The sequence below is a fragment of the Amycolatopsis sp. NBC_01307 genome, from assembly GCF_035975215.1.
In the GTDB taxonomy this organism is placed as follows: domain Bacteria; phylum Actinomycetota; class Actinomycetes; order Mycobacteriales; family Pseudonocardiaceae; genus Amycolatopsis.
In genome coordinates this window covers 10,616,348-10,638,672 of sequence record NZ_CP108403.1, presented here as the reverse complement: position 1 = coordinate 10,638,672, position 22,325 = coordinate 10,616,348, and the positions used below count along the sequence as shown (strand labels likewise).

Sequence of the window (22,325 nt, the reverse complement as noted above, 5' to 3'; positions counted from 1 at the left end):
GTGACAGTGGATGTTGGTGTACTGGTTCCGGTCCCCCGCTGGGCCGCGCCGGGCTAGGGGTACGGCGCGTCCTTCGCCGGGGGCTCTTCTGGTGGCACCGTGGCCAGCAGTGCCTGGATCTCCGGAACGCGGGGATCTCCGAGGCGCTGGCTGGCGGCCAGCGCCTCGGCCCAGTGGCCGCCGGCCTCGCGCGGCCGGCCCGTGTAGAGCTTGAGCCGGCCCAAGGTGATCTGGACGTCGATGGTGCCGTAGTCGGCGTTGAGCTCCTTCAGTTCGGCGAGCGCGTCGAGCCCCGCTTTCTCCGCTTCGTCGTGTCTGCCGGCACCTTCGAGCGCTTCGGCGACGTTCCCGAGGGCCAGCGCCGCGTGGTAGCGGTCGCCGAGATCCGCGAAGGCTTCGTGCGCGGCCTGGGCGGCTTCGGCCGCGTGGTCGTAGTCGTGCAGGCCGATGCGGCTCGCGCTGACGTTGAGCAGCGCGTGCGGGACGAAGGCGCGCTGGCCGCGGTCGCGCGCGAGGTTGACGGCCTTGAGGGCGTAGCGCTCGGCTTCCGCGTACTCCGCGCGGACGTAGTAGGCCCCGGACAGGTTGGACAGGATCGCGACGGTCAGCGCCGTCCCGTTGCCGGTCTCGGACGCCGTCCGCGCTTCTTCCAGCGCTTCGAGGGCCTTGTCGGGCTGGAGGGTGCGCAGGTAGGCCGAGCCGAGGTTGTTGGCGCTGTACTGGAGTCCGGTGTTGTCGCCGGCGTCGCGGGTGGCCGCGACGGCGATGCCGGCCGTCGCGATCCAGTCCTCGCGGTCGTGGCGTTCGGCGAAGAACCCGCGCAGCAGCCAGGCGAGCTTCCACGCGTGGGCGACCCAGCCGTGCTGCGCGGCGACGCCGACGAGCGCGGTCAGCGCCGGGCGTTCGGCGGTGTACCAGGCGATCGTGTCCTCGTGCTGCGCGAACCGGACGGCCGGCAGCGGCACGGGTTCGAGCGTGATGTCGTCGGTGAGCAGGTCGGGCCGGACGAGCTTGTTCGCCTCCGCGACGCCGGCGAGGTACCAGTCGACCAGCCGCCGCAGCGCCGCCTCCCGTTCCGGCGCGGTCGTTTCCGTCTCGACGAGCTCGCCGGCGTAGACGCGCAGCAGGTCGTGGAACTGGTAGCGATCGGTGCTGGGCTGGTTGAGCAGGTGCGCGGCGGCGAGCTGATCGGCGAGCTCACGCGCTTCGCGCAGGCCGGCGCCGGCGAGCGCGGCGGCCGAGGAGAGGCTGAAGGCCAGGCCCGGGTGCAGGCCCAGCAGCCGGAAGAACCGGGCGGCGGCCGGGCGCAACGCCTTGTAGGACCAGGAGAACGCCGCGCGCAGGTCGGTGCCGGCGTCCTGCGGGTCGCGCAGGGTGTCCAGCCGCAGCTTCTGGTCGCGCAGCTCCTCGACGATCCCGGCCAGCGAAACGCCGGAGAAGCGCGACGCGCGTTCGCCCGCCAGTGCCAGCGCCAGCGGGAGCCGGCCGCAGAGCTGCACGAGCTCCGCGACGGCGTCGGGTTCGGCCGCGATGCGCTGCGGCCCGACGCTCCCGGCGAGCAGCGCCTCGGCGTCGCGGTCGTCGAAGGAGCGCAGGGCGATGCGGCGGGCGCCGTCGCGGGCGACCAGGCCGCGCAGCTGGTTGCGGCTGGTCACGACGACGAGGTTGCCGGTGCCGGGCAGCAGCGGGCGGACCTGGTCGGCGTCACGGGCGTTGTCGAGCAGCATCAGCGTGCGGCTGCCCGCCAGCCGGCTGCGCAGCAGGCCGGAGCGTTCCTCCACTGTGGAAGGCCACGTCTCGGGCGGGACGCCGAGCGCGCGCAGGAAGCCGGCCAGCGCCGTCTCCGGCGTGACGGGGGTGCCCGCGGAGTGCCCGCGCAGGTCGAGGAACAGCTGGCCGCCGGGGAAGCGGTCCCGGACGCGGTGGGACCAGTGCACGGCCAGCGACGTCTTGCCGACGCCGGCGGTGCCTTCGATGACGACGATGCCGGACGCGCCGCCGGGCGGGAGGCGGTCCAGCTCGGCGAGTTCGGGGCCGCGGCCGGTGAAGCCGGCGACGTCGAAGGGCAGCTGACGCGGGACTTCGGTGCGGGCGGCGGGTTCGGCGTCGGCGGCGAGCAGCTCGGCGTGCAGGCGGCGCAGGTCTTCGCCCGGTTCGACGCCGAGCTCGTCGGCCAGCAGCGCGCGGAGCCCGGCGTAGCGCGACAGCGCCTCGGCGCGGCGCCCGGACCGGGCGAGCACGCGCACCAGCCGTTCCCACAACGATTCCCGCAGCGGGTGCTGCGAGACGAGGTCGGTGAGCTCGGCGATCAGCCGCGCGTCCGGGACGAGCCCGCCGTCGAGGTCGATCCGCTGCTCGACGGCGAACAGGTACCGCTCGGTCAGCAACGGCCCCCATTCGGCCGTCAGCGCGGGTGATCCGACGCCTTCGAGCGGGGAGCCGCCCCAGGTGCCGAGGGCGGTGGTGAGCAGGGTGCGCCGGTGCGCGGGCTCGGTGGTGGCCGCGGCCTGGTCCAGGGTGCGCAGGAAGCGCAGGGCGTCCACCCGGGACGGGTCCACGACCAGCCGGTACCCCTCCGGTTCGGTGACGACGGTGTCCTCGCCGCACAGGCGGCGCAGGCGCATCACGTACGTCTGCAGGCTCCCCCGGATGTGCGCGGGCGGTGCTTCGCCCCAGACGCCGCGCGCGAGGGTGTCGATCGAGACCAGCCGGCCCGCGGCCAGCGCGAGCGTCGCGAGCAGCGCGCGCTGGCGGGAACTGGTGAGCAGGACCGCTGAACCGTCGACGAGCACCTGGAAGGAACCGAGTAGCCGGATGTCGATGGTGGTCGCCCCCAGGTTCGCCTTGCTCGGCTGCCGGCCCCGCCGGACGCGGGTTCCGAGAAACGCAGCGTGGCATCACTCGGCCGGGCGCTCAAGCGACTTGGCGGAATTGATCGGAACCGGTCCCGGCGACGCGAGAGTAGCCCGAGTGGCGGTGTGCGTGTTCCTTTCGGGAAAGGCGTCCTCGCCGTGAGTAACTCTTACGGCACACGCGAATACGGCTCATGTTTCCGCAGAGTGGGCTCACGTACCGGAAGGGTCGGTTCGCGTACCTGGGCAATCGGTTCGAGTCGGTTCGCGAGCCGACCCTCTGGGTACGTGAGCCGACTCCCTGGGTACGCGAGCCGACCCTCTGGGCGGGATTGCTTCTGGCGCACCGGGGTGCGAACCAGGCAGGGCCCCGCGCTCGGTTGCGCGGGGCCCTGCCTGGGAAACTCGGTTGCCGCGGGTCAGCTCTTCTTGGCCGCGGTCGACGTCCGCCTGGCCGGTGCCTTCGCCGCGGTCGTCTTCGCCGCCGTGGTGGTCTTCGCCGCGGTGGTCGTCTTGGCCGCCGTGGTGCGGGTGGCGGCCGGCTTGCGGGCGGTGGTGGTCTTCGCCGCCGTCGCCTTCGGGGCCGCCTTCGCCCTCGTGGTGGTCGTCTTCGCCGGTGCGGCCTTGGTGGCCGTCGCCTTGGCCGCGGCGGGCTTCGCCGCCGTGCGGGTCGTGGCCGGCTTCGCCGCGGTGGCGCGGGTCCGCGTGGCCGTCGCCCGTGCCGTGGCGGGCTTCGCCGCGGCCGCGCGAGGTGTGGTGGCCCGCGTGCTGGTGGCCTTGGCCGGGGCGGACGCCTTGGCCACGGACGCGCGCGTCGTCGTGGACGCCGCCGTGGCGCGCCGGACCGGCGCGGCCTTGGCCAGCTTCTTCGCGCCGGAGATGACGTCCTTGAAGGTCGTCCCCGCGCGGAAGGCGGGCACGTTGGTCTTCTTGACCTTCACGGCCTGACCGGTGCGCGGGTTGCGCGCGGTGCGAGCGGCGCGGGCGCGCTTCTCGAACACGCCGAAGCCGGTGATGTTCACCTTCTCGCCCTTGTTGACCGTCCGGATGATGATGTCGACCAGACCGTCAACGGCCTGCGAAGCCACCTTCTTGTCGCCCAGACGCTCCGACAGCGCCTCGATCAGCTGGGCTTTGTTGGCCATCCAGTCCTCCAAGAAGGAAGTACCCGTCCACGGCCACCTCGGCCGACTAGCGACACGGTATTACCAACGCAGCACAAATTCCAACGGCTCGCGGAAACCTTCCCTTGCCCCGGGACGGGTTCCGCCTCGCGGACGAGCCCCTTGACGGGGTGCCGGAGGGCCGTTGGAAGCAGTGCGGCAGCCAGTCGCGGAGGGCGGGATTCCCGTTGCGGGGCAAGGGATCCCGCCCCCGCGGCCGGCCGGGGCCGGGCTAGCCGGCGGCGATCGGCGTGGTCGTCGGCTTCCAGGACGGACGGGTCGTCTCGAAGCCGTCGATCTCACCGGCATGGCGCAACGTGAGAGCGATGTCGTCGAGTCCTTCGAGCAGCCGCCAGCGGACGTATTCGTCGATCTGGAACGGCGCGGTGAAGTCCTTGGCCCGCACGGTCTTGGTCTCGAGGTCCACCGTGACCTCGGTGCCGGGCTCGTTCTCGAGCAGCTTCCAGAGCAGTTCGACGTCGTGCTGCTCGCACTGGGCGGCCACCAGGCCGCCCTTGCCGGAGTTGCCGCGGAAGATGTCGGCGAACCGGGCGGAGATGACGGCCCGGAAGCCGTAGTCCATCAGCGCCCAGACGGCGTGCTCGCGGGAGGAACCGGTGCCGAAGTCCGGTCCGGCGACGAGCACGCTGCCGGCGTTGAACGGCTCCTGGTTGAGGATGAACTGCTCGTCGCCGCGCCAGGCGGCGAACAGGCCGTCCTCGAAGCCGGTCCGGGTGACCCGCTTGAGGTAGACCGCCGGGATGATCTGGTCGGTGTCCACGTTGGACCGGCGCAGCGGGACGCCGACGCCGGTGTGCTGGGTGAACGGTTCCATGGTGGGAGCTCCTCTCGGGAGATCGGCAGTGGTCAGCGGGTGGCGGTGACGAGGTCTTCCGGCGACGACAGCGTGCCGCGCACGGCCGTCGCGGCGGCGACCAGCGGCGAGACCAGGTGCGTCCGGCCGCCCTTGCCCTGCCGGCCCTCGAAGTTGCGGTTCGACGTCGACGCGCTGCGCTCGCCCGGCTTCAGCTGGTCCGGGTTCATGCCGAGGCACATCGAGCAGCCGGCCTGCCGCCACTCGGCGCCCGCCTCGGTGAAGACCGTGTCGAGGCCCTCCTCCTCGGCGGCCTTGCGCACCCGCATCGAGCCGGGGACGACCAGCATCCGGACCGAGTCCGCCACCTTGCGCCCGCGCAGCACCTCGGCCGCGGCCCGCAGGTCCTCGATCCGGCCGTTGGTGCAGGAGCCGAGGAAGACGGTGTCGACCGAGATCTCGCGCAGCGGCGTCCCGGGCTTCAAGTCCATGTAGGACAGCGCTTTTTCAGCGGCGATGCGGTCGTTCTCGTCCGGGATCTGCTCCGGGTCGGGCACCTCGGCGCCCAGCGGGAGGCCCTGGCCGGGGTTGGTGCCCCAGGTCACGAACGGCGTCAGCGCGCTCGCGTCGAGGTGCACCTCTTCGTCGAACTCCGCGCCGTCGTCGGTGCGCAGCTGCCGCCAGTTTTCGACCGCGGCGTCCCAATCGGCGCCCTTCGGCGAGTGCGGGCGGCCCTTGAGGTACTCGAACGTCGTCTCGTCCGGGCCGATCATCCCGGCGCGGGCGCCGGCCTCGATCGACATGTTGCACACGGTCATCCGGGCTTCCATCGACAGGGCTTCGATGGCCTTGCCGCGGTATTCGAGGATGTAACCCTGGCCGCCGCCGGTGCCGATCTTCGCGATCACCGCGAGGATGACGTCCTTGGCCGTGACGCCGGGGCGCAGCTCGCCGTCGACCGTGATCGCCATCGTCTTGAACGGCCGCAGCGGCAACGTCTGGGTGGCCATGACGTGCTCGACCTCGGACGTGCCGATGCCGAAGGCGATGGAGCCGAACGCGCCGTGCGTGGACGTGTGGCTGTCGCCGCAGACCACGGTCATGCCGGGCTGGGTCAGGCCGAGCTGCGGGCCGATGACGTGCACGATGCCCTGCTCGGCGTCACCCATCGGGTGCAGCCGGACACCGAACTCCTTGCAGTTGCGGCGAAGGGTGTCGACCTGCGTGCGCGAGACCGGATCGGCGATGGGGAGCTCGATGTCCACGGTGGGGACGTTGTGGTCCTCGGTCGCGATGGTGAGGTCGGGGCGGCGCAGCGGCCGCCCGGCCAGCCGGAGGCCGTCGAAGGCCTGCGGGCTGGTCACTTCGTGCAGCAGGTGGAGGTCGATGTAGAGCAGGTCCGGTTCGGCGCCTTCGCCTCGGCGCACGAGGTGGCTTTCCCACACCTTCTCCGCGAGTGTGCGGGCCTTGCCGGTCGGGCTGGTCATCTCCGGCTCCTTCCACGGTTCATTGTGGTGGTGGAACTCGGGCGCACACCTGCGGAACTGGTGCGAGCCGCGAAGGGAGGGCGCAGCTCGAGTTCGGGTTTCCCAGATGCTGGACTTCCCAAAGTGCGGGACGCTAGTATCGGGTCGTGGGACAGCATAGCGGTATCGGAGTACTGGACAAAGCAGTGGCCGTTCTGCAGGCGGTCGCCGACGACCCCTGCGGCCTGGCGGAACTGTGCACGCGGACCGGGTTGCCGCGGGCGACCGCGCACCGGCTCGCGGTCGGTCTCGAGGTGCACCGCCTGCTGCGTCGCGGACCGGACGGACGCTGGCGCCCGGGCACGGCACTGGCCGAACTCGCGGGCGGCTCGACCGACCCGCTGCTCGACGCCGCGGGCGTGGTCCTGCCCAAACTGCGGGACGTCACCGGCGAAAGCGTGCAGCTGTACCGGCGTGACGGCGTCCAGCGCGTGTGCGTCGCGACGGCCGAACCGCCGTCGGGTCTGCGCGACACGGTCCCGATCGGCTCCCGGCTGCCGATGACGGCGGGCTCGGGCGCGAAGGTGCTGGCGGCGTGGGCGGATCCGCACACGCAGCGCACGATCCTGGCGGACGCGGTCTTCGGCGAGCGCACGCTGCTGGAAGTCCGCCGCCGCGGCTGGGCCCAGAGCGTGGCCGAGCGCGAGCCCGGAGTGGCGAGCATCTCGGCGCCGGTCCGCGACTCGGCCGGCACGGTGGTCGCGGCGGTCTCGGTGTCCGGCCCGATCGAGCGCATCGGCCGCAAGCCGGGCGCCCGCTGGGCCGCGGACCTCCTCGCGGCGGCCGACGCGCTCCAGGAACGTCTCTGACGTCACTTCCGCCTCAGGAGTCACACAAACGCCGTGAGGGGCACCTTCAGGGACTCAGCGTCCCTGAAGGTGCCCTTCACGGCGTTCGGGGTTAAGCCTGGCCGGTTTCGAAGCGGGCGACCTTGCCGTCGCGGACCGTGAAGCTCCAGCGGGTGCGCATCGCGCCCCACGTCGCGTTCGAGTAGCTCGCGACGAACGAGCGGCCGTCGTCCTGCGCCTTCTCGACCGTCAGGTGGCCCTCGCTGGAGAAGATCTCCCGCTCGGTCCAGTCGCCCAGGTCGCGCTCGGTGCCGTCGTCGGACATCGTCGCGTCCGGGGTCAAGGCGGCCTGGAACGCCGTGCGGTCGCCCGCGTTCAGCGCGTCCACGAAGGCGCGCACCGCCGGGTCGCCGATCTGGTCCGTCATGGCTTCATCCCACCAGGCGGCGGCCCGGCGTGCACCTTTTCGGGGGAACCTGGCCGCGGTGGCGTATTCGGTGACCGCGGTCACGTCTCCTTCCCGACGGAACCATGGAGGGGGCACACCATGTCCACCACGCTGTCCACCACGCTGAACCGCCGGGCGCTCGCGATGCTGCGGGCCGTCGGGGCCGGGCGGGCCGAGCTGACCTGCAGCTGCGAACCCGACCTGCGCGTCGACGGCCTGCCGTGCTGCGACCAGGCGACCGCGCACGACCTGGCCCGCGCCGGGCTGATCCGGCCGGCGCTCGGCCCGGCCGTCGCCGTCGGGCAGTGGGCGCGCGCGGAGCTGACCGACGACGGCCTGCTCGCGCTCGGCGCGGCAGTTGCCGCCTGAGAGGCAACCGTTCGGCCGCCTCGCGCGTGTACGCGGCAACGGAGCACCGCGAGGGGGAAACATGAGGATCGCCGTGGGCCTGCTGGGCGTGGGCCTGGCCCTGACCGCCTGTACCGGACCCGGGGCGGAACCGGCCGCCCCGACCGTGACGGTGACCTCGCCGTTCCCGGTGGCGCCGACCGCGGATCCGGCCGTCCTGAGCTGGGTGGACGGCTTCTGCTCCGCGATCAACGGCTACCGCGTGCGCAACAACGCCGAGACCGGGCCACCCGGAGCCCCTCCGACGACGGTCGCCGAGGCGCAGAAGGCGCTCTCCGCCCAGCTGGGCGGGATCGCGAACCGGACCGGCGAGGTGGTGGACAAGCTGGCGGCGCTGCCGCCGGCCCCGGAGCCGCTGGCGGAGCAGGTCCGGACGGCGTTCGTCACGAAGTTCACGACGTCCCGGGACCGCGCCGCCTCGGCGAAGACCGAGCTCGACCGGGCGAAGCCGGGCGACCAGGCGTCCCAGGACCCGGCGGGCGACGCCCTCGACCTGGCCCAGAAGGACATCGACGGCGTCTACGACCCGGTGGCCCCGCTGGCGGAGTCACCGCAGCTGATGGCCGCCGCCGCGGCCGCACCCGGCTGCAAGGCCTAGCCCGCGCGGGTCGGGCCGAAGTCCGTGAATGCCACATTCACGGACACCAGGTCCCTCGATGTGGCATTCACGGACTTGCGTGGGTCAGCGGTGCAGGGACGCCTGCAGCGGCAGGGAGCGGGACGAGTCGCCCACCTGGATCGTGAAGCCGCCGTGGACCGGGCGCCACGCCTTGTCCCAGATCGAGAAGTCGCGGGCGTCCAGCTTGATCGTCACGCGCCGGGCCTGTCCCGGCGCCAGCTGCACCCGCTCGAAGCCCTTGAGCTGCCGAGGCGGTTCGCCCGCGGCGGCCGGGAAGCCCAGGTACAGCTGCGCGACCTCGGCACCCGCGCGGTGGCCGGTGTTGCGGACTGTGAACGTCGCCGTCGCGCCGTCGCCCGTGTTCCGCACCGACAGGCCCGAGAAGGCGAACGTCGTGTACGACAGGCCGTAGCCGAACGGGAACAGCGGCGCCTTGCCCTGCGCGTCGAACCAGCGGTAGCCGACCTGCAACCCCTCCGAGTACGACGCCACGCCGTCGACGCCGGGGAACTGCTCGGGTGTGTTCGCCGGGGTGTCGGCGTCCGCCGCCGGGAACGTGATCGGGAGCTTCGCCGACGGGTTGCTGTCACCGAAGAGCACACCCGCCACCGCCGCGCCGTCCTGCTGGCCCGGGTACCAGGCCTGCAGGATCGCGGGTACCGACGACGCCCACGGCATGAGCACCGGGCCGCCGCTCTTCACCACGACCACCGTGTGCGGGTTGGCCGCGGCGACCGCCGCGACGAGCGCGTCCTGGTTGCCTTCGAGGGCCAGGCTCGGGCGGTCCTTGCCCTCCAGTTCGTTGTCGCCGACCATCACGACCGCGACGTCGGACGCCCCGGCCAGCGCCGCCGCCCGCGCGGGGTCGCCGCCGTCGTCGAGCGTCACCGCGGCGCCGGGAACCCGCTGCCGGAGGCCCGCCACCGGGTCCACTGTGGACGTCGGGATGACGGCGGAGCTGCCGCCACCGCCGGTCTTCGCCTGGGTCGCGAACGGCCCGATCAGCGCGATCGACCGCACCGAAGCGGAGTCGAGCGGCAACTGCGCGTGCTCGTTGCGCAGCAGCACCATGCCGCGCTCGGCGAACTGCTTCGCGGCCGCGTCGTGCTCGGCGGTCGGCAACGGCGTGAGCACCGGCGGGTGGTCGAACTGGCCGAAGGCGAACATCGTCCGGAACCGCGGCAGCAGCAGCTGGTCGACGCGCTGCTCGGTGACCTGCCCGGCGAGCACGGCCTGCTTCAGCTTGTCGCCGTACCAGGTGCCGTCGATCATCTCGAGGTTCATGCCCGCGTTCGCCGAGCCGACGGTGCTGTGCGCGGCGCCCCAGTCGGACTGCACGAACCCCTTGAAGCCCCAGTCGTCGCGCAGCTTTCCCTGCAGCAGCGCGGGGTTCTCGCACGTGAAGACGCCGTTGATCTTCGGGTAGGCGCACATCACCGACCCGGCCCGGCCTTCGGTCACCGCCTGTTCGAAGTGCGGCAGGTAGATCTCGTTGAGCGTGCGTTCGTCGATGTGCTCGTCGATGCTCTGCCGCTGCGTCTCCTGGTTGTTCGCCGCGTAGTGCTTGACCTCGGCGATGGTGCCGTTCTCCTGGATGCCGCGGATGTCGGCGGCGGCCAGCGCCCCGGCGAGCACCGGGTCCTCCCCCATCCCCTCGAACGTCCGGCCGTTGCGCGGGACGCGCGCGATGTTGATGTCGGGCGCCTCGGACACGTTGTGCGCGAGCGCGCGGGTCTCACTGCCGATCAGCCGGCCGTAGCGGCGCGCGGCGTCGGTGTCGAACGTCGAGGCCAGCGCCATCGTGGCGGGCAGCGCGGTCGCCGGTTTCTGCGGCTTGTCGTCGGCCGGGCCCATGCCGGCCGGGCCGTTGGCGATCCGGAACCCGGGCACGCCGAGGCGCGGGATCGGCGGCACGAACCGCTGGTGCTCGGCGTCGGGCTGCAGGTGCAGCTGGGAGATCTTCTCGTCCAGGGTCATCGCCGCGATCAGTTCCGCGGCGCGGCGATCGGGCGACTGCCGGGCGTCGCGCCACGGCTGAGCGGCGGCCATCCCGGTGAGCGGGACCGTCAGCGAAAGCCCCAGTAACGAGGCAAGAACCATTCGGCCGTAACGCATCGAGTCTCCCTCGCCACTGAACGGGACCAAGCCGGGGAGAAGGTAACGCATACGTGGCACCAAAACATAGACTCGATGGTCGTTCACGTACATGAACATTCCTGGGACTCAACCGTTTTCGCGGCTCACGCGTGGAGGAGGCGAGGAACGAGGGAGGACGCAGGATGCTCGAGAAAACACTGATCGGCGTAATGGTGGCGGGCGCGGCGACGCTGACCGTGGCGGCCCCGGCGAGCGCGGCGGATGAGGTCAGCTGGGGAATCACCCAGCAGGTCGAGCCCGGCGGGCGGATCGACGCGGAGACCCACGCGGCGATCGGCAACGGCTGCAGCCCGCGCACGGCGGTCACGTCGAAGGGGTTCGCCGCACCGCTGCAGTTCACCGAAGGTGGCAACTTCGGCCGCGCCGGCGGCCACACCACGGCGATCAGGACCCCGGGGAAGTACACCGCGACGTTCACGTGCTCGGACGGCCGCGTGGCGACGGGCACGTTCACCATCCTGGGCACCCCGCCGCCGGCCACCACGACCAAGCCGAAGCCGACCACCACGAAGCCCAAGCCGCCAACGTCGACGTCGGCCAAGCCCGCCAAGCCGGTGAAACCGCAGGTCGCGGTCAAGCCGGCCGGTGCACCGCAGACCGGGGACGGGTCGCTGAGCTGACCCTCCACATAGGACCCCCGGGCCGGCCGCATCCCCAGTCGGCCGTCCCGGGGCCCGGCTCAGCGTGAAGCGGCCAGCCGCAGCGCGCGGTAGACGAACTGCTGGTCGCCGAGCCGGTGCCGCAGGTCGCGCTCCAGCCCGGCGATCGGGTACAGGTTCTGCGGCGCCCGCGAGTCCTTATACGGCACCGACGCGAACCGCCCCAGCACCGACTGCGTGACGTTCGCCAGGTCCGTCACCTCTTCGCGCGCGAGGTGCGAGGCCGCCTCGACCCGCACCACCCCCGACCACGGCGGGCCGCCGTCCGAGGGCAGGCGCAGGTACCACGAGTGCCGGACCCACGTCGTACCCATCAGGAACACCGGCGTGCGCTGGTGCGGGGTGAGCTCGCCGACCATCGCGTTGAGCTCGCCCGGCAGGTACGTCGTCTGGTGGCTCTTGATGAACCCGACGGCCCGGGGCAGGTGCGTGCGGCCGCTCAGCGGGCCGTCGACGACGAGCAGGTCGTGGCTCACGTGCCCGGCGATCGCCCGGCGCGCCTGTTCGGCCGTCTCCAGCTCGACGTCGGCCAGCTCGCTCTGCAGCGCCGACGACAGCACCACGGCGAGGGGCTTGTCGTCCTTGGCCGTCGCGCGGAAGGCCTCGTACCGCCCGGCCGTCGTCTCGATGCCGGCGGCCTCCGGGGCCACGGTGAACAGCCCGCGCCGGACGTTGGCGCCGATGACGTGGGCCCGGCCCGCGCAGCAGCACACGACGCCGGCCGCGTAGGACGCGCAGATCCCGATGGACGCGGAGTTCGCGCCGTCCGGGTCGTCGATCCAGACGCGGGCGTCGATGCGGCGGACGCCGTCCACGAACAGCACCGCGTCCGGCGGCGACGGCACCGGCGACGGGTCGATCGGCGCCCACTCGGCCGCCGGGACCTCGACGTCGAGCTCGACCTCGGCCTGCGACCGGGCGAGCTCCTCGGCCTCCATCGAGCTGCCGTAACCCGGGTCCCAGGCGTCGATGTTGAAGCTCATCCCCGCCACCGCGGTCATGCGCCCTCCCTGGTGATGTGCGAGCCGCTGCCGTCGCGGGTGACCAGGAACCGGACCGGCACGCGCTCGGCCAGCGCCGGCACGTGCGTGATCACGCCGACCATCCGCGTGCCGGAGGCCGACAGGTTCTCCAATGTGGACGCTACGACGTCGAGGGTCGCCTCGTCGAGCGTTCCGAAGCCCTCGTCGAGGAAGATCGACTCCAGCTTGGTCGCGCCGGCCACGGCCATGGCGCCCAGCTGGGACGACAGCGCGAGGGCCAGCGCCAGCGACGCCTGGAAGGTCTCCCCGCCCGACAGCGTCTTCACCGGGCGGCGGGCGTCGGCCTCGTTGTGGTCCACCACCAGGAAGTCGCCCTTGTCGTGGGTCAGCTCGAACTGGCCGCCGGACAGCTCCAGCAGCGACGCGGACGCCTCGGCGACCAGCGTGTCGAGCGCCCCGGCGATCAGCCAGCGCGGGAACTTGTCCGAGCGCAGGAGATCCGCGAGCAGCTTCGCGACCTGCGACTCCGACTCCGCGCCCGCGATGTCGCCGCGCAGGCCTTCGACGTGGGCCACCCGCCGCCGTAGCTCGGTGTGGTCGGCCTCGGCGCGGGCGCGCGCGGTGGCCAGCGCCACCGGCACCCGGTCGCGCACCGGCCCCGCCGGCAGGGTGATCCCGAGCGCGGTGACGTCGTCGGCGACCTGCTGTTCGGCCCCGCGCAACGCTTCCGCGGCGGATCCCTCGGCGGCCTCGGCGGCGGCCAGCCGCGCACGGCGTTCGGTAGCCTGCCCGGCCGCCCAGTCCGTCAGCGACGTCCAGGCGTCCAGCAGGCTTTCGCCGTCGATCGGCGGCGCGCCGAAGCCGACGAGGGGATCGCGCGCCCGGGACAGCTTCTGCCGCTCGGCCTCGACTTCTTTGCTCACGCGCGCCTGGCCGTCGATGGCCTGCTTCGCCGCGGCACGCGCTGTGCGCAGCTCCGCGTCGGCGGCACGCGCGGCTTGTTCGAGCGACGCGACCTGCGCCAGCCGCGCGGTGACGACGTCGGCGGACGGCGCTTCGGCGAGCGTCACGACCAGTTCGTCACGGCGGCGCGTGGTGGTGTCCAGCCGGGTGCGTGCCGACTGCTCGGCCAGGCCCGCGTCGTTCGCCTGCGTGCGGCGGGTTTCGGCGGTCCGCTCGGCCGACGCGAGGTCGTCCGCCGCGACGACGGCTTCCTTGCCCGCGGCTTCGGCGGCCGCTTCGAGCGCCCCCAACGCGGTGCGCCGCGCCTCGAGCGCCGCCGCCGCCCACGCCGTGAGCCGCTGCCAGCCCGCCGCGACGTCGTCGGCGTCGATCCCCGGCGCACCCAGCTCCACCAGCGGATCCCGGGTCGCCCGCAGGGCTTCCCGGGCCGCCACGGCCGACTTCTCGACGACTTCGGCGTCGTGCTGGGCCGCCGTGCGCTCGGCGCGGGCCGCCGCCAGTTCGGCGTCGGCGGCGCGGGCGGCCTCGATGACGCGGGCGCGGGCGTCGAGCGTCGCGGACAGCCACTCCCCCCGCTCGCGCACGGCGGCGATGAGATCGGCGAAGTCCTGCTCGGAAGAACCGGCTTCGACCGGGCGCAGCAGCAGCGCCGACTCCGGCGGGCCTTCGACGTCCACGAGGGCCACCCGCAGCTCTTCCGCCTGCGCGGCCGCCGAAGCGGACTGGTCGGCGTCGCGGTCCACGGCCCGTTCCAGCTTGCGGACGGCGGTTTCGGCCGCCGCGCGCCGCTGCTCCGCCTGGTCCTGGCGCTCGCGGGCCTCGGCGAGGTGGGCGTGGCCGTCGTGCGCCGGCACGGCCGAGACTTCCTGCTCGCACACCGGGCACGGGTGCCCGACGGTGAGCCCGGCCCGCAGGACCAGCGCCTGCCCGGCGCGTTCGGCGTCGGTCACCGCGGTCCGGGCCGCAGCGAGTTCGGCGTCGGACGCGGTGAAAGCCGTCCGTGCCGCGTCGAGTTCCGTGCGGCGGGCCGCGTGCTCCGGCAGGGCTTTGCGCTGGGTCTCGGCGACTGTGTAGAGGGTGCGGGCGTCGGTCCGGGCCGCGGTGAGCGCGGCGCCGTCCGGCTGGGCGGCCAGCGCGGCGCGCGCTTCGGCGTCGGCGGTCTCGGCCGCGGTCAGCCGGGATGCCGCGGCCGTCACGCGCTTCGCGACGCGCGCGGACTCCGCCGACAGGTCACCGAGATCCGCCGGCGGCCGCAGCCCGGCCAGCCGGTCCCGCTCGCCGCGGACGCGCGCGGCGTCGGCGGCGGCGTTCTCGGCGGCCCGCGCGGTGGTGTCGTGGGTCTTGCGGGCCGTGTCGACGATCGCCACCGCGTCGGCCACCGCCGTCGCGGCGGTGTCTTTGGCCTGCGACGCCGTCTTCGCGCCTTCGGCCAGGCCGGGGAGGGCCTCCTCGGCCGCGACGAGTTCCGTGCGGGCGGCGCGGATCCGCTCCAGCTCGCCCCGGTCGGGCGCGGCGGCCAGCGCGGCGCGGGCCGCTTCGTCCGCCGTCTCGGCCGAGTCGAGGGTGCTCCGCGCGGCCGTGGCCGCCTCCGCCGCGGTCCGGCGCCGGGCTTCGAGATCTTCGACGTCGTCGGGGCGTTCCAGCGCGTCGAGGACCGCGAGGTCCCGGGTGAGCGTGGTGACGAGCTGCCGGGCTTCGTCGTGCGCGCGGGTCGCGTCGGTCAACCCCGGCAACGCCGTTTCGACCCGCGCGTCCAGTTCGGCCAGCGCGGTCATGCGCGCGGCCAGGGCTTCGACGGCTTCCTCGGTGGCGTCGGCGTAACTGCCGAGCTGCTCTTCCAGGACCTTCGCGCGCTGCGCCTGCTGCTCGGCGGTCACGTTGGCGCGGCGGCCGATCCGCTCGTAGACCTCCAAGCCCAGCAGTTTGATGAGGATCTTCTGCCGGTCGGCGGCCTTGGCGTGCAGGAACTCCGCGAAATCGCCCTGCGGCAGCGCGACGCAGGTGCAGAAGTGCTTGAACGTCAACCCGAGCAGACGTTCGATCGCCGGCGTCACCTCGGAGTCCGCGGCGACGGCGTCGGCCTCGTCGTCCGGGCCGCCGAGCGCGGCGTTGTCGGCGAGCCGTTCCAGGCGGACGTTCTTCACGCTGACCGTGGGTTTCTTGCCGCCGCTGCGGCGGACTTCGCGCACCACGTGGTAGCGCGTGCCGCCCGCGTCGAAGACCAGCCGCACGGTCGCGCGGTTCGCCGTCGGGGCCAGCGCGGGCGCCACCAGGCCTTCGTGGTCCCAGCGCGCGACCGAACCGTAGAGGGCGAAGGTGAGCGCGTCGATGACCGTGCTCTTGCCGGCGCCGGTCGGCCCCACGAGCGCGAAGTAGTCCGTGTCCTCGAAGCTGACTTCGGTCTTCTCGCGGAACGACGCGAAGCCGGTCATCTCCAGCAGTACCGGTCGCATGTCACACCCCGCTCGTCTCGTCGTCGTGCAGCCGCGCGAAGAGCGCCTGCACCCTCTTGTCCGCCACCGTCCGCTCGTCGCAGTACGCCGCGAACAGCTCGCCCGGTGACCGGTCCGCCACCGCGCGTTCGCCGCCCGACGCCGTGATCGGCGCCGCGAACTCCGGGTCGATGCGGATCTCCAGGGCGTTGGGCAGGGCTTCCTGGATCTCCTCGCGCAGCCCGGCCCGGGTCGCTTCCCGGACGTAGACGCGGAGGTAGTCCTCGCCGAACTCCGCGGCGCGGCCGACGAGTTCGGCCACCGTGCCGTGGACGGTGCGCAGCTTCCGCCCCGACGTCAGCGGGATTTCGGTGATCTTCGCGGGCGTGCTCGGCGTCACCTCCACCGACAGCACGACGCTCGTGTTGTCCTGTTCGCCGAAATCGACGGGCATCGGCGCGCCGCTGTAGTGCACCGGGCAGGCCGCGGGCAGCGACTGGCGCCGGTGCAGGTGCCCGAGCGCGACGTAGTGCGGGTCGGCGCCGAACGCCGTCGCCGGCACGTGGTACTCGAAGATGGACTGCGCCGCGCGTTCCCCGCCGCCCATCGCGCCGCCGGTCACGGTCAGGTGCGCCATGACGAGGTTGACGGCGCCGTCGGTGAAGCCGGACTTGAGGTGCTCCAGGATGTCGCGCACGCGCTGGTCGTACTGGCCGACGTTGTCCGCCGGGGTGCCGGCGAGCAGCTCGGCGGCGCGCACCGCGTAGCGCTGGGAAAGGAAGGGCAGCACGGCGACGTTGACGCGCTCGCCCGTCGAACGCGCGTCGAACGACACGACGCCGCCGTCGGCGACCGGGCGCGGGTCGCCGGAGAGCTGGATGCCCGCCGCTCGCAGCAGCGGCCGGTACGCCTCGAACGTCGCGGCGTGGTCGTGGTTCCCGGCGATCGCCAGTACCTCGGCACCGGTTTCGCGCAGCGCCATCAGGGCCTGCACCACGAGTTCCTGCGCGGCGGCCGACGGCGCCGACGTCTCGTAGAGGTCACCCGCGATCAGGATCGCGTCGAAGGCCTCCTTCCGCGCGATCCGGACGATCTCGCCGAGCACGGCGCGCTGCTCGTCCAGGCGGTTGCGGCCCTTGAGCGTCTTGCCGACGTGCCAGTCGGAGGTGTGCAGGAACTTCACGCGGCGTCCTTCCGTTCTTCGCCTGTGGCCGGGGGGCTCAGAAAGGTGGTGGGTCGTCGCCGAACGGGTCGCTGCTGCCGCGTGTGGGCAGGCCCGCGAACGGATCGGCGGACTTCGACGCGGCGGTCGTCGTCGGTACCTGTCCCGCCTCGGAGAGCCGCGTGGCCCAGGCCGGGAACGGGAAGCCGACCGCGATCGGCACCGGGATCTCCGGCTGGCTCACGAACATCGTGCCGGGCGTCGCGAGCGTCGCGCGGACCCGCTGGCTGGCCGGGAGGAAGCCGTACTCGGGGCGCGAGGCCTCCGCGGCGTCGAGGCGGCCGACGATCCGGATCGAGCTGTTGCTGACGATCCGGCGTTCGACCTCGGACGCGGTCTGCTGCGCGCCGATCAGGATCACGCCGAGGGAGCGGCCGCGCTCGGCGATGTCCAGCAGGACTTCCTTGATCGGGCTGCTGCCTTCACGCGGCGCGTACTTGTTGAGCTCGTCCAGCATCGTGAACAGCAGCCCGCCCGCGCCGGCCGCTTCCTTGCGCGCGGTCTCCGCGGCGAGCGTCACGCCGACGACGAACCGCTGCGCCCGCTCGACGAGGTTGTGGATGTCCACCACGGTCACCTGCTGGTTCTCCGTGGAGAGCTTGCGCGCGGCGTGGTCGGTGAGGTCGCCGCGGATGAGGCCGTTGAGCGCGCGCTGGCTCGAGCGCAGGCGGCGGATGAAGGCGTTGACCGTGCCCGCGCCGGTGACCGCACCCGCCCAGCTCGCGCGGGTTTCCTCGTCGGTGACGCGGTCGCAGATGACGTCGATCAGCTCGGCGTAGGTGCGGCACAGCACGCCGTCGACGTTGGCGGCGCCGTCCTTCCCGGCCGGCGTGGTGTCCAGCCGCAACCGGTTCGCGACCTGGTGGATGACCATCGTGTACTGGTTGCGCTCGTCCTCGGCGTCGGCGAAGACGTAGGGCAGCAGGTCGGTCGCGCAGAACTCCGCGATGGTCCACCAGAAGGCGCCGACGCCGGTGGTCCGCCCGGTGACGTAAGGCTTCCCCGTGGTGTCCGACGGCGTCGGCGGCGCGTAGAACCCGACCGAGGCGAAGGGCTCCGCGGGCAGCCCGAGCTTGGCGTACTCCTCCTGCAGCTTCGCGTCGAGGTGGATGTTCGGGGTGTCGAGGAACAGCAGGTCCTCGCCCTTGACCGAGAACACCAGGGCCTTGGCGTTGTGGGCGTTGGACAGGGCGCCGCCGCGGAAGATCGAGTGCAGCAGGAACAACGCGAACGACGTCTTCGTGGCGACGCCGGACACCCCGCTGATGCTGACGTGCGCACCGCGCGTGCCGTCGAGGAAGTCCAGGTTGAGGAACACCGGTTCGCCGTCGCGGCCCAGGCCGACCGCCACCTGGCGGCTCATGTTGTCGAAGTACAGCGCCTGCGCGCGATCCTCCCCCACCGCACGGGAGACCACGGCGCCCGGCCGCGGCGGCACGTAGCACTCGGGCTCGACGCGGGTGGTCGCGATCTCGGCGATCTCCTGCACCTGCGCGGGCAGGACTCCGTCCGAGATCAGGAAGACGTCGCTGCCGAAGCTGGCGCCTTCGTGCCGCGCGCTCACCTGCGTCACGACGCCGTAGGAGACGACTTCGCCGCGCCCCGGCAGCTCCCGCCGTGTCACGACCACGTCGTCGAGCTGCAGATAGGCTTCCGGATCGATGGCCACGTGGAACTGCAGCGGCGTCGAATCCTCGGTGCCCGCCACCCGTCCGACCACGGTGGTGAGAGTCTCCTGGTCCACGGTTCTCCCTGTCCGCCCGGCGCTTCCTCCGGCCGCAGACTAGCCCGCCGGAAGTCCGCGGCCCCGGCCAACACGGCGTTGCGCCTTCCGCGGTACCGAGGACGTCACCGCCCGCCACGGCTGGGCCGAACGAGTGAGTTCACCCTTCGGGGAAGATCTTTTAGTCACCACAGGCATTTCGGGCGGCACCCGGCCGGGGTCCCGCACGCCGGAAAGGTCGTCCCGGCGGGGCGCGGCGTTACCGCCCGGCGCCGGGCTTCCCCCGGGCCGCCGTCCGGACTTCCGCTGGCTCCAGGGTGAAGCGGCGCCGGCGGCCCTCGCCGCGGGGTCCGGCGGGGCCTCGCGGGGGCCGCCGGCGGGCCCGCGATCCCCGATCGCAGCGCGGGATCGGAGCCGGAGTGGCCTCAGCCACACGCCGGACGCGCCCGGCACGGCGTGTCGGCGAAAAAGTCTTCCGGGACCCCACCGGTCCTATATGGACGACCACTGTGGACGGCACCGGAACCAGGTTTTGCCTGCTCAGGGCCATGGTCGGCTTCCCGGGACCGTTGCGGGCGGGATCGGGCAAGCCCCTCTCAGGGGGCGGAACCCGCCCCCGTACAAGGAAATATTTCGACCCCCAGTTGGATTTTGTGCGGTATTGGTAATACCGTGTGCAGTGTCGGCCGAGATGGGCCGTGTACAAGTTCCACTATGGAGGACTGGAATGACGAACAAGGCCCAGCTGATCGAGGCGCTGTCTGAGCGTTTGGGCGACAAGAAGGTGGCTTCGCAGGCCGTTGACGGTCTGGTCGACATCATCATCCGGACGGTCAACAAGGGCGAGAAGGTGAACATCACCGGCTTCGGCGTGTTCGAGAAGCGCGCCCGCGCGGCCCGCACCGCGCGCAACCCGCGCACCGGTGAAGCCGTTCGCGTGAAGAAGACGAACGTCCCCGCCTTCCGCGCCGGCACCACCTTCAAGGACGTCATCTCCGGCACGAAGAAGCTGCCGAAGGCGACCCCGGTCAAGCGTGCGACCGCCGCCACCACGACCACGCGTGCGGCTGTCGCCAAGGCGTCGGCCCCGGCGAAGGCCACCAGCACGCGGGCCACCACGCCCCGCGCGGCCGCGGCCAAGCCGGCCACCGCCCGCGCGACGGCCACCCGCACGCGCGCCACCACGGCGAAGCCGGCCGCCAAGGCCACCGCGACCAAGGCGGCGACCGCCACCAAGGCCGCCCCGAAGACCGCGGCCGCCAAGGCCGCCCCGGCCAAGGCCACCGCCGCCAAGGCCACCACCACCCGGGCCAAGGCAGCGGCCAAGCCGGCCGCCACCAAGACCGCGGCGGCGAAGAAGCCCGCCGCAGCCAAGGCCCCGGCCAAGCGCACGTCGGCCGCCAAGAAGAAGTGAAGTAGCTTCTGACGCCGGAAGGGCCCCGCACCACTGGTGCGGGGCCCTTCCGCATGTCCGGGGGGTTGTTCGGGTCCGGGCGTCCGCGGCAGGGTCTGGCATCGCGGACGGCTGGGCCTGGGAATCCGGCCAGGCCCCGGCATCGTGGCCGAGTCTGGCATCGCGGCCGGGTCCGGGCATCCGGTTGGGCCTGGCGTCCGGCAGGGTCCCGGCATTGTGGCTGGGCCTGGGTATCGAGGCGGGGGCTGGGCCTACGGCCGGGGCTGGGCATCGGCTGTGTCCGGGCCTCCAGCCGAGTCCCGGCATCGTTGGCCGGGCTTTGGGCATCGCGGCCGACCGGGCATGGGCATCGCAGACAGGCCCGAGCACCGCAGGCGGCTGGTTGAAAACGGGCCGCTGTCCGCATCTCGGCCGGGCTGCCGTGTGGCACTGGTCAGGGCTCGCGGGCGCTTGCTCGGTCCTGGTCAAGTACTTGCGGTTCCCCTGGCACAGCGGCAGCTCGGCTTCGGGGTCGACGCGCGGTTCCCTTGGCTCAGCGGCGGCTGGAGCCTGGTCAACACGTGCGGCTCACCGGTGCGAGGGCTGCCCGGTCCCGGTCAGCGCTACGGCTCCGCCGCTGCGGCACAGCTCGGTGCCGGTCAGCCCCTTGCGATTCTGCTGCGACGGCGGCCGCCGGTCCCTGCGGCTCCGCTGCCCAGACGACTGCCCAGACCCGGTCAGCTTCGTGCGGGTTTCACTACTGCGCCGACTACTCGGGCCCGTCCAACTGGTCCCGGTCAGCACGCGCGGTTCCACCGATGCAGCGGCCGCTCGGCGCCGTCGGTACCTGCGATTCCGCTGATGCACCGGCCAAACGGTCCCGCTCAGCACGCGCGGTTCCACCGATGCGGCGGCCACGCGACGCCGTCGGTACCTGCGATTCCGCTGGTACAACAGCAGCCCAGGCCTGGTCAGCGCGCAGCGCCGCCGGGGGCACCGGCCACTCGGTCCCGGTCAGGACCTGCAGCACAGCGGCGCAACAGCGGCCCAAGCTCGGCGGGCACGCACGATTCCACCGCTGCTACAGCAGCAGCCCCAGCTCCGGTCAGCGTGGACGACAGGCGGGACAGCTCCGTCGCCCGCACGCCGTCCTTCTCCAGGAGGGCCAGTACCGAGCCGTGGCGGGGGTGCAGCTTTGCGAAGAGCTGCACCGCGAACAGCAGCCGCCCGGCCAGGACACCTGGATTCGGGTCGCGTGACCTCACCGCTGACAGGGAGTGTGGTCAATTATTCCGCGGGCAGTGTGATGAGCGTATGGCCCGATCCGAATCCGGGTTCCCGGCCCGATTGGAACGAGTCCGTTATTCGGCCGGTGCGAATGTCTCGCGAATGCCCGATGTCCGGGATGAAGCATCCCCCGAATTCTCGAAAGGTGACCGACCCCGCGTACGTCCGGACCGCGTCGCTCCGGTGCGCACCGGAGCGACGCGGCTCCGATCAGGAGAAGGTGACCGGGATGAACACGTCCGCCGTGCGGTCGTTGGCCGACACGTGGTCACGGCGGGAGACGATCGCGCACGTCACCGACGGGTCGCCGCAGTCCAAGCCGGTGCCGGCCCGGGCTACGCGGATCCGCGTGGTGAACGTGCCGTTGGCCGCGATCGTCGACGTGCCGCCCGGTGAGTTCGTCACCCACGCGGACGGGCCGACGCCGGTGCCGCCCTGGCCGTCGCCGCCCGCGCAGGGGCTGGGCTTCACGCCGTAGCTGTAGTCCTCGGGCACCGCGCACAGCGCGACGTAGTAGCCGTTCAGCGCGCTGAAGCCGCTGCCCGTCACCGTGACCGTCTCGCCCGCGGCGGCGAGGCCGGTGGCGTTGGACGCGGTGAGCGTGAAGCCGTTGTGGGTGGCCGAGCCGCCGGCGGCGGACGCGGGTGCGGCGAGCGCGGTGGCGGCCGCCGCGACGGTGGCGGTGACCAGAGCGGCGCGGAGCGCGGTGGATCTCTTCGACATGCGGGGATCGTCCCTTCGATCACGACGACGTAACAGGATTAGGTAAGCCTTACCTATCCATCGAGTAATATGGTTAGGCTTACCTAATGTTGTCAAGGGGGCTGCTCCTCGCTGCCGTCACGCTCGCCGTGGTGACCGGATGTTCCGTGCCACCAACGACTTCCG

At 72.5% G+C, this 22,325-nt stretch carries 16 protein-coding genes; 5 read left to right on the top strand and 11 right to left on the bottom strand.

Features of this window, described 5'->3' with window-relative positions:
• Positions 1-53: 53 nt before the first annotated feature.
• The 4 genes from OG439_RS48020 to leuC form a co-directional block, all read right to left on the bottom strand.
• Positions 54-2,792 carry an AfsR/SARP family transcriptional regulator gene (locus OG439_RS48020; protein WP_326946978.1) on the bottom strand — a complete coding sequence of 913 codons (2,739 nt, stop codon included), beginning with the start codon at positions 2,790-2,792 and terminating at the stop codon, positions 54-56.
• Between the two features lie 479 nt (positions 2,793-3,271).
• Positions 3,272-3,997: an HU family DNA-binding protein gene (locus OG439_RS48015; protein WP_326946976.1), complete on the bottom strand. Its 726-nt coding sequence runs from the start codon at positions 3,995-3,997 to the stop codon at positions 3,272-3,274.
• Positions 3,998-4,247: 250 nt separating this feature from the next.
• A complete protein-coding gene (gene leuD, locus OG439_RS48010) occupies positions 4,248-4,850 on the bottom strand; it encodes a 3-isopropylmalate dehydratase small subunit (protein WP_247062055.1) in 603 nt (200 codons plus the stop codon).
• 32 nt (positions 4,851-4,882) lie between these two features.
• Positions 4,883-6,316: a 3-isopropylmalate dehydratase large subunit gene (gene leuC, locus OG439_RS48005; RefSeq protein ID WP_326946975.1), complete on the bottom strand. Its 1,434-nt coding sequence runs from the start codon at positions 6,314-6,316 to the stop codon at positions 4,883-4,885.
• A 146-nt stretch (positions 6,317-6,462) separates the two neighbouring features.
• On the opposite strand from leuC, the gene OG439_RS48000 reads away from it, so the two are divergent.
• On the top strand, positions 6,463-7,164 hold the full coding sequence (locus tag OG439_RS48000) for an IclR family transcriptional regulator (protein WP_163046815.1): 702 nt from the start codon (positions 6,463-6,465) through the stop codon (positions 7,162-7,164).
• A 91-nt stretch (positions 7,165-7,255) separates the two neighbouring features.
• On the opposite strand, the gene OG439_RS47995 is transcribed toward OG439_RS48000, so the two are convergent.
• On the bottom strand, positions 7,256-7,570 hold the full coding sequence (locus tag OG439_RS47995) for a nuclear transport factor 2 family protein (RefSeq protein ID WP_326946974.1): 315 nt from the start codon (positions 7,568-7,570) through the stop codon (positions 7,256-7,258).
• Between the two features lie 120 nt (positions 7,571-7,690).
• Between OG439_RS47995 and OG439_RS47990 the strand changes: the two genes are divergently transcribed.
• Both OG439_RS47990 and OG439_RS47985 read left to right on the top strand, forming a co-directional pair.
• The gene (locus OG439_RS47990) at positions 7,691-7,960 is read left to right on the top strand and encodes a hypothetical protein (RefSeq protein WP_326946973.1); all 270 of its coding nucleotides are present in this window, start codon (positions 7,691-7,693) and stop codon (positions 7,958-7,960) included.
• 61 nt (positions 7,961-8,021) lie between these two features.
• A complete protein-coding gene (locus OG439_RS47985; RefSeq protein WP_326946972.1) occupies positions 8,022-8,597 on the top strand; it encodes a hypothetical protein in 576 nt (191 codons plus the stop codon).
• A gap of 84 nt (positions 8,598-8,681) precedes the next feature.
• On the opposite strand, the gene OG439_RS47980 is transcribed toward OG439_RS47985, so the two are convergent.
• On the bottom strand, positions 8,682-10,733 hold the full coding sequence (locus tag OG439_RS47980; RefSeq protein WP_326946971.1) for a glycoside hydrolase family 3 C-terminal domain-containing protein: 2,052 nt from the start codon (positions 10,731-10,733) through the stop codon (positions 8,682-8,684).
• 164 nt (positions 10,734-10,897) lie between these two features.
• Between OG439_RS47980 and OG439_RS47975 the strand changes: the two genes are divergently transcribed.
• The gene (locus OG439_RS47975) at positions 10,898-11,395 is read left to right on the top strand and encodes a hypothetical protein (RefSeq protein ID WP_326946970.1); all 498 of its coding nucleotides are present in this window, start codon (positions 10,898-10,900) and stop codon (positions 11,393-11,395) included.
• Positions 11,396-11,454: 59 nt separating this feature from the next.
• Here OG439_RS47975 and OG439_RS47970 read toward each other — a convergent pair whose 3' ends face one another.
• The 4 genes from OG439_RS47970 to OG439_RS47955 are packed head-to-tail and all read right to left on the bottom strand — an operon-like array spanning position 11,455 to position 18,778.
• Positions 11,455-12,435 carry a hypothetical protein gene (locus OG439_RS47970; RefSeq protein ID WP_326946969.1) on the bottom strand — a complete coding sequence of 327 codons (981 nt, stop codon included), beginning with the start codon at positions 12,433-12,435 and terminating at the stop codon, positions 11,455-11,457.
• Complete coding sequence (locus tag OG439_RS47965) at positions 12,432-15,833, bottom strand: SMC family ATPase (protein ID WP_326946968.1); 3,402 nt, start codon at positions 15,831-15,833, stop codon at positions 12,432-12,434. Before OG439_RS47965 ends, OG439_RS47970 begins: the two co-directional genes overlap by 4 nt.
• Before the next feature lies 1 nt (position 15,834).
• Complete coding sequence (locus OG439_RS47960) at positions 15,835-16,995, bottom strand: exonuclease SbcCD subunit D (RefSeq protein WP_247062044.1); 1,161 nt, start codon at positions 16,993-16,995, stop codon at positions 15,835-15,837.
• A 37-nt stretch (positions 16,996-17,032) separates the two neighbouring features.
• On the bottom strand, positions 17,033-18,778 hold the full coding sequence (locus tag OG439_RS47955) for an ATP-binding protein (protein WP_326946967.1): 1,746 nt from the start codon (positions 18,776-18,778) through the stop codon (positions 17,033-17,035).
• A 706-nt stretch (positions 18,779-19,484) separates the two neighbouring features.
• On the opposite strand from OG439_RS47955, the gene OG439_RS47950 reads away from it, so the two are divergent.
• Positions 19,485-20,171 carry an HU family DNA-binding protein gene (locus OG439_RS47950; RefSeq protein WP_326946966.1) on the top strand — a complete coding sequence of 229 codons (687 nt, stop codon included), beginning with the start codon at positions 19,485-19,487 and terminating at the stop codon, positions 20,169-20,171.
• A 1,476-nt stretch (positions 20,172-21,647) separates the two neighbouring features.
• Here the strand turns inward: OG439_RS47950 and OG439_RS47945 are convergent.
• A complete protein-coding gene (locus tag OG439_RS47945; RefSeq protein ID WP_326946965.1) occupies positions 21,648-22,160 on the bottom strand; it encodes a hypothetical protein in 513 nt (170 codons plus the stop codon).
• Positions 22,161-22,325: the final 165 nt, after the last annotated feature.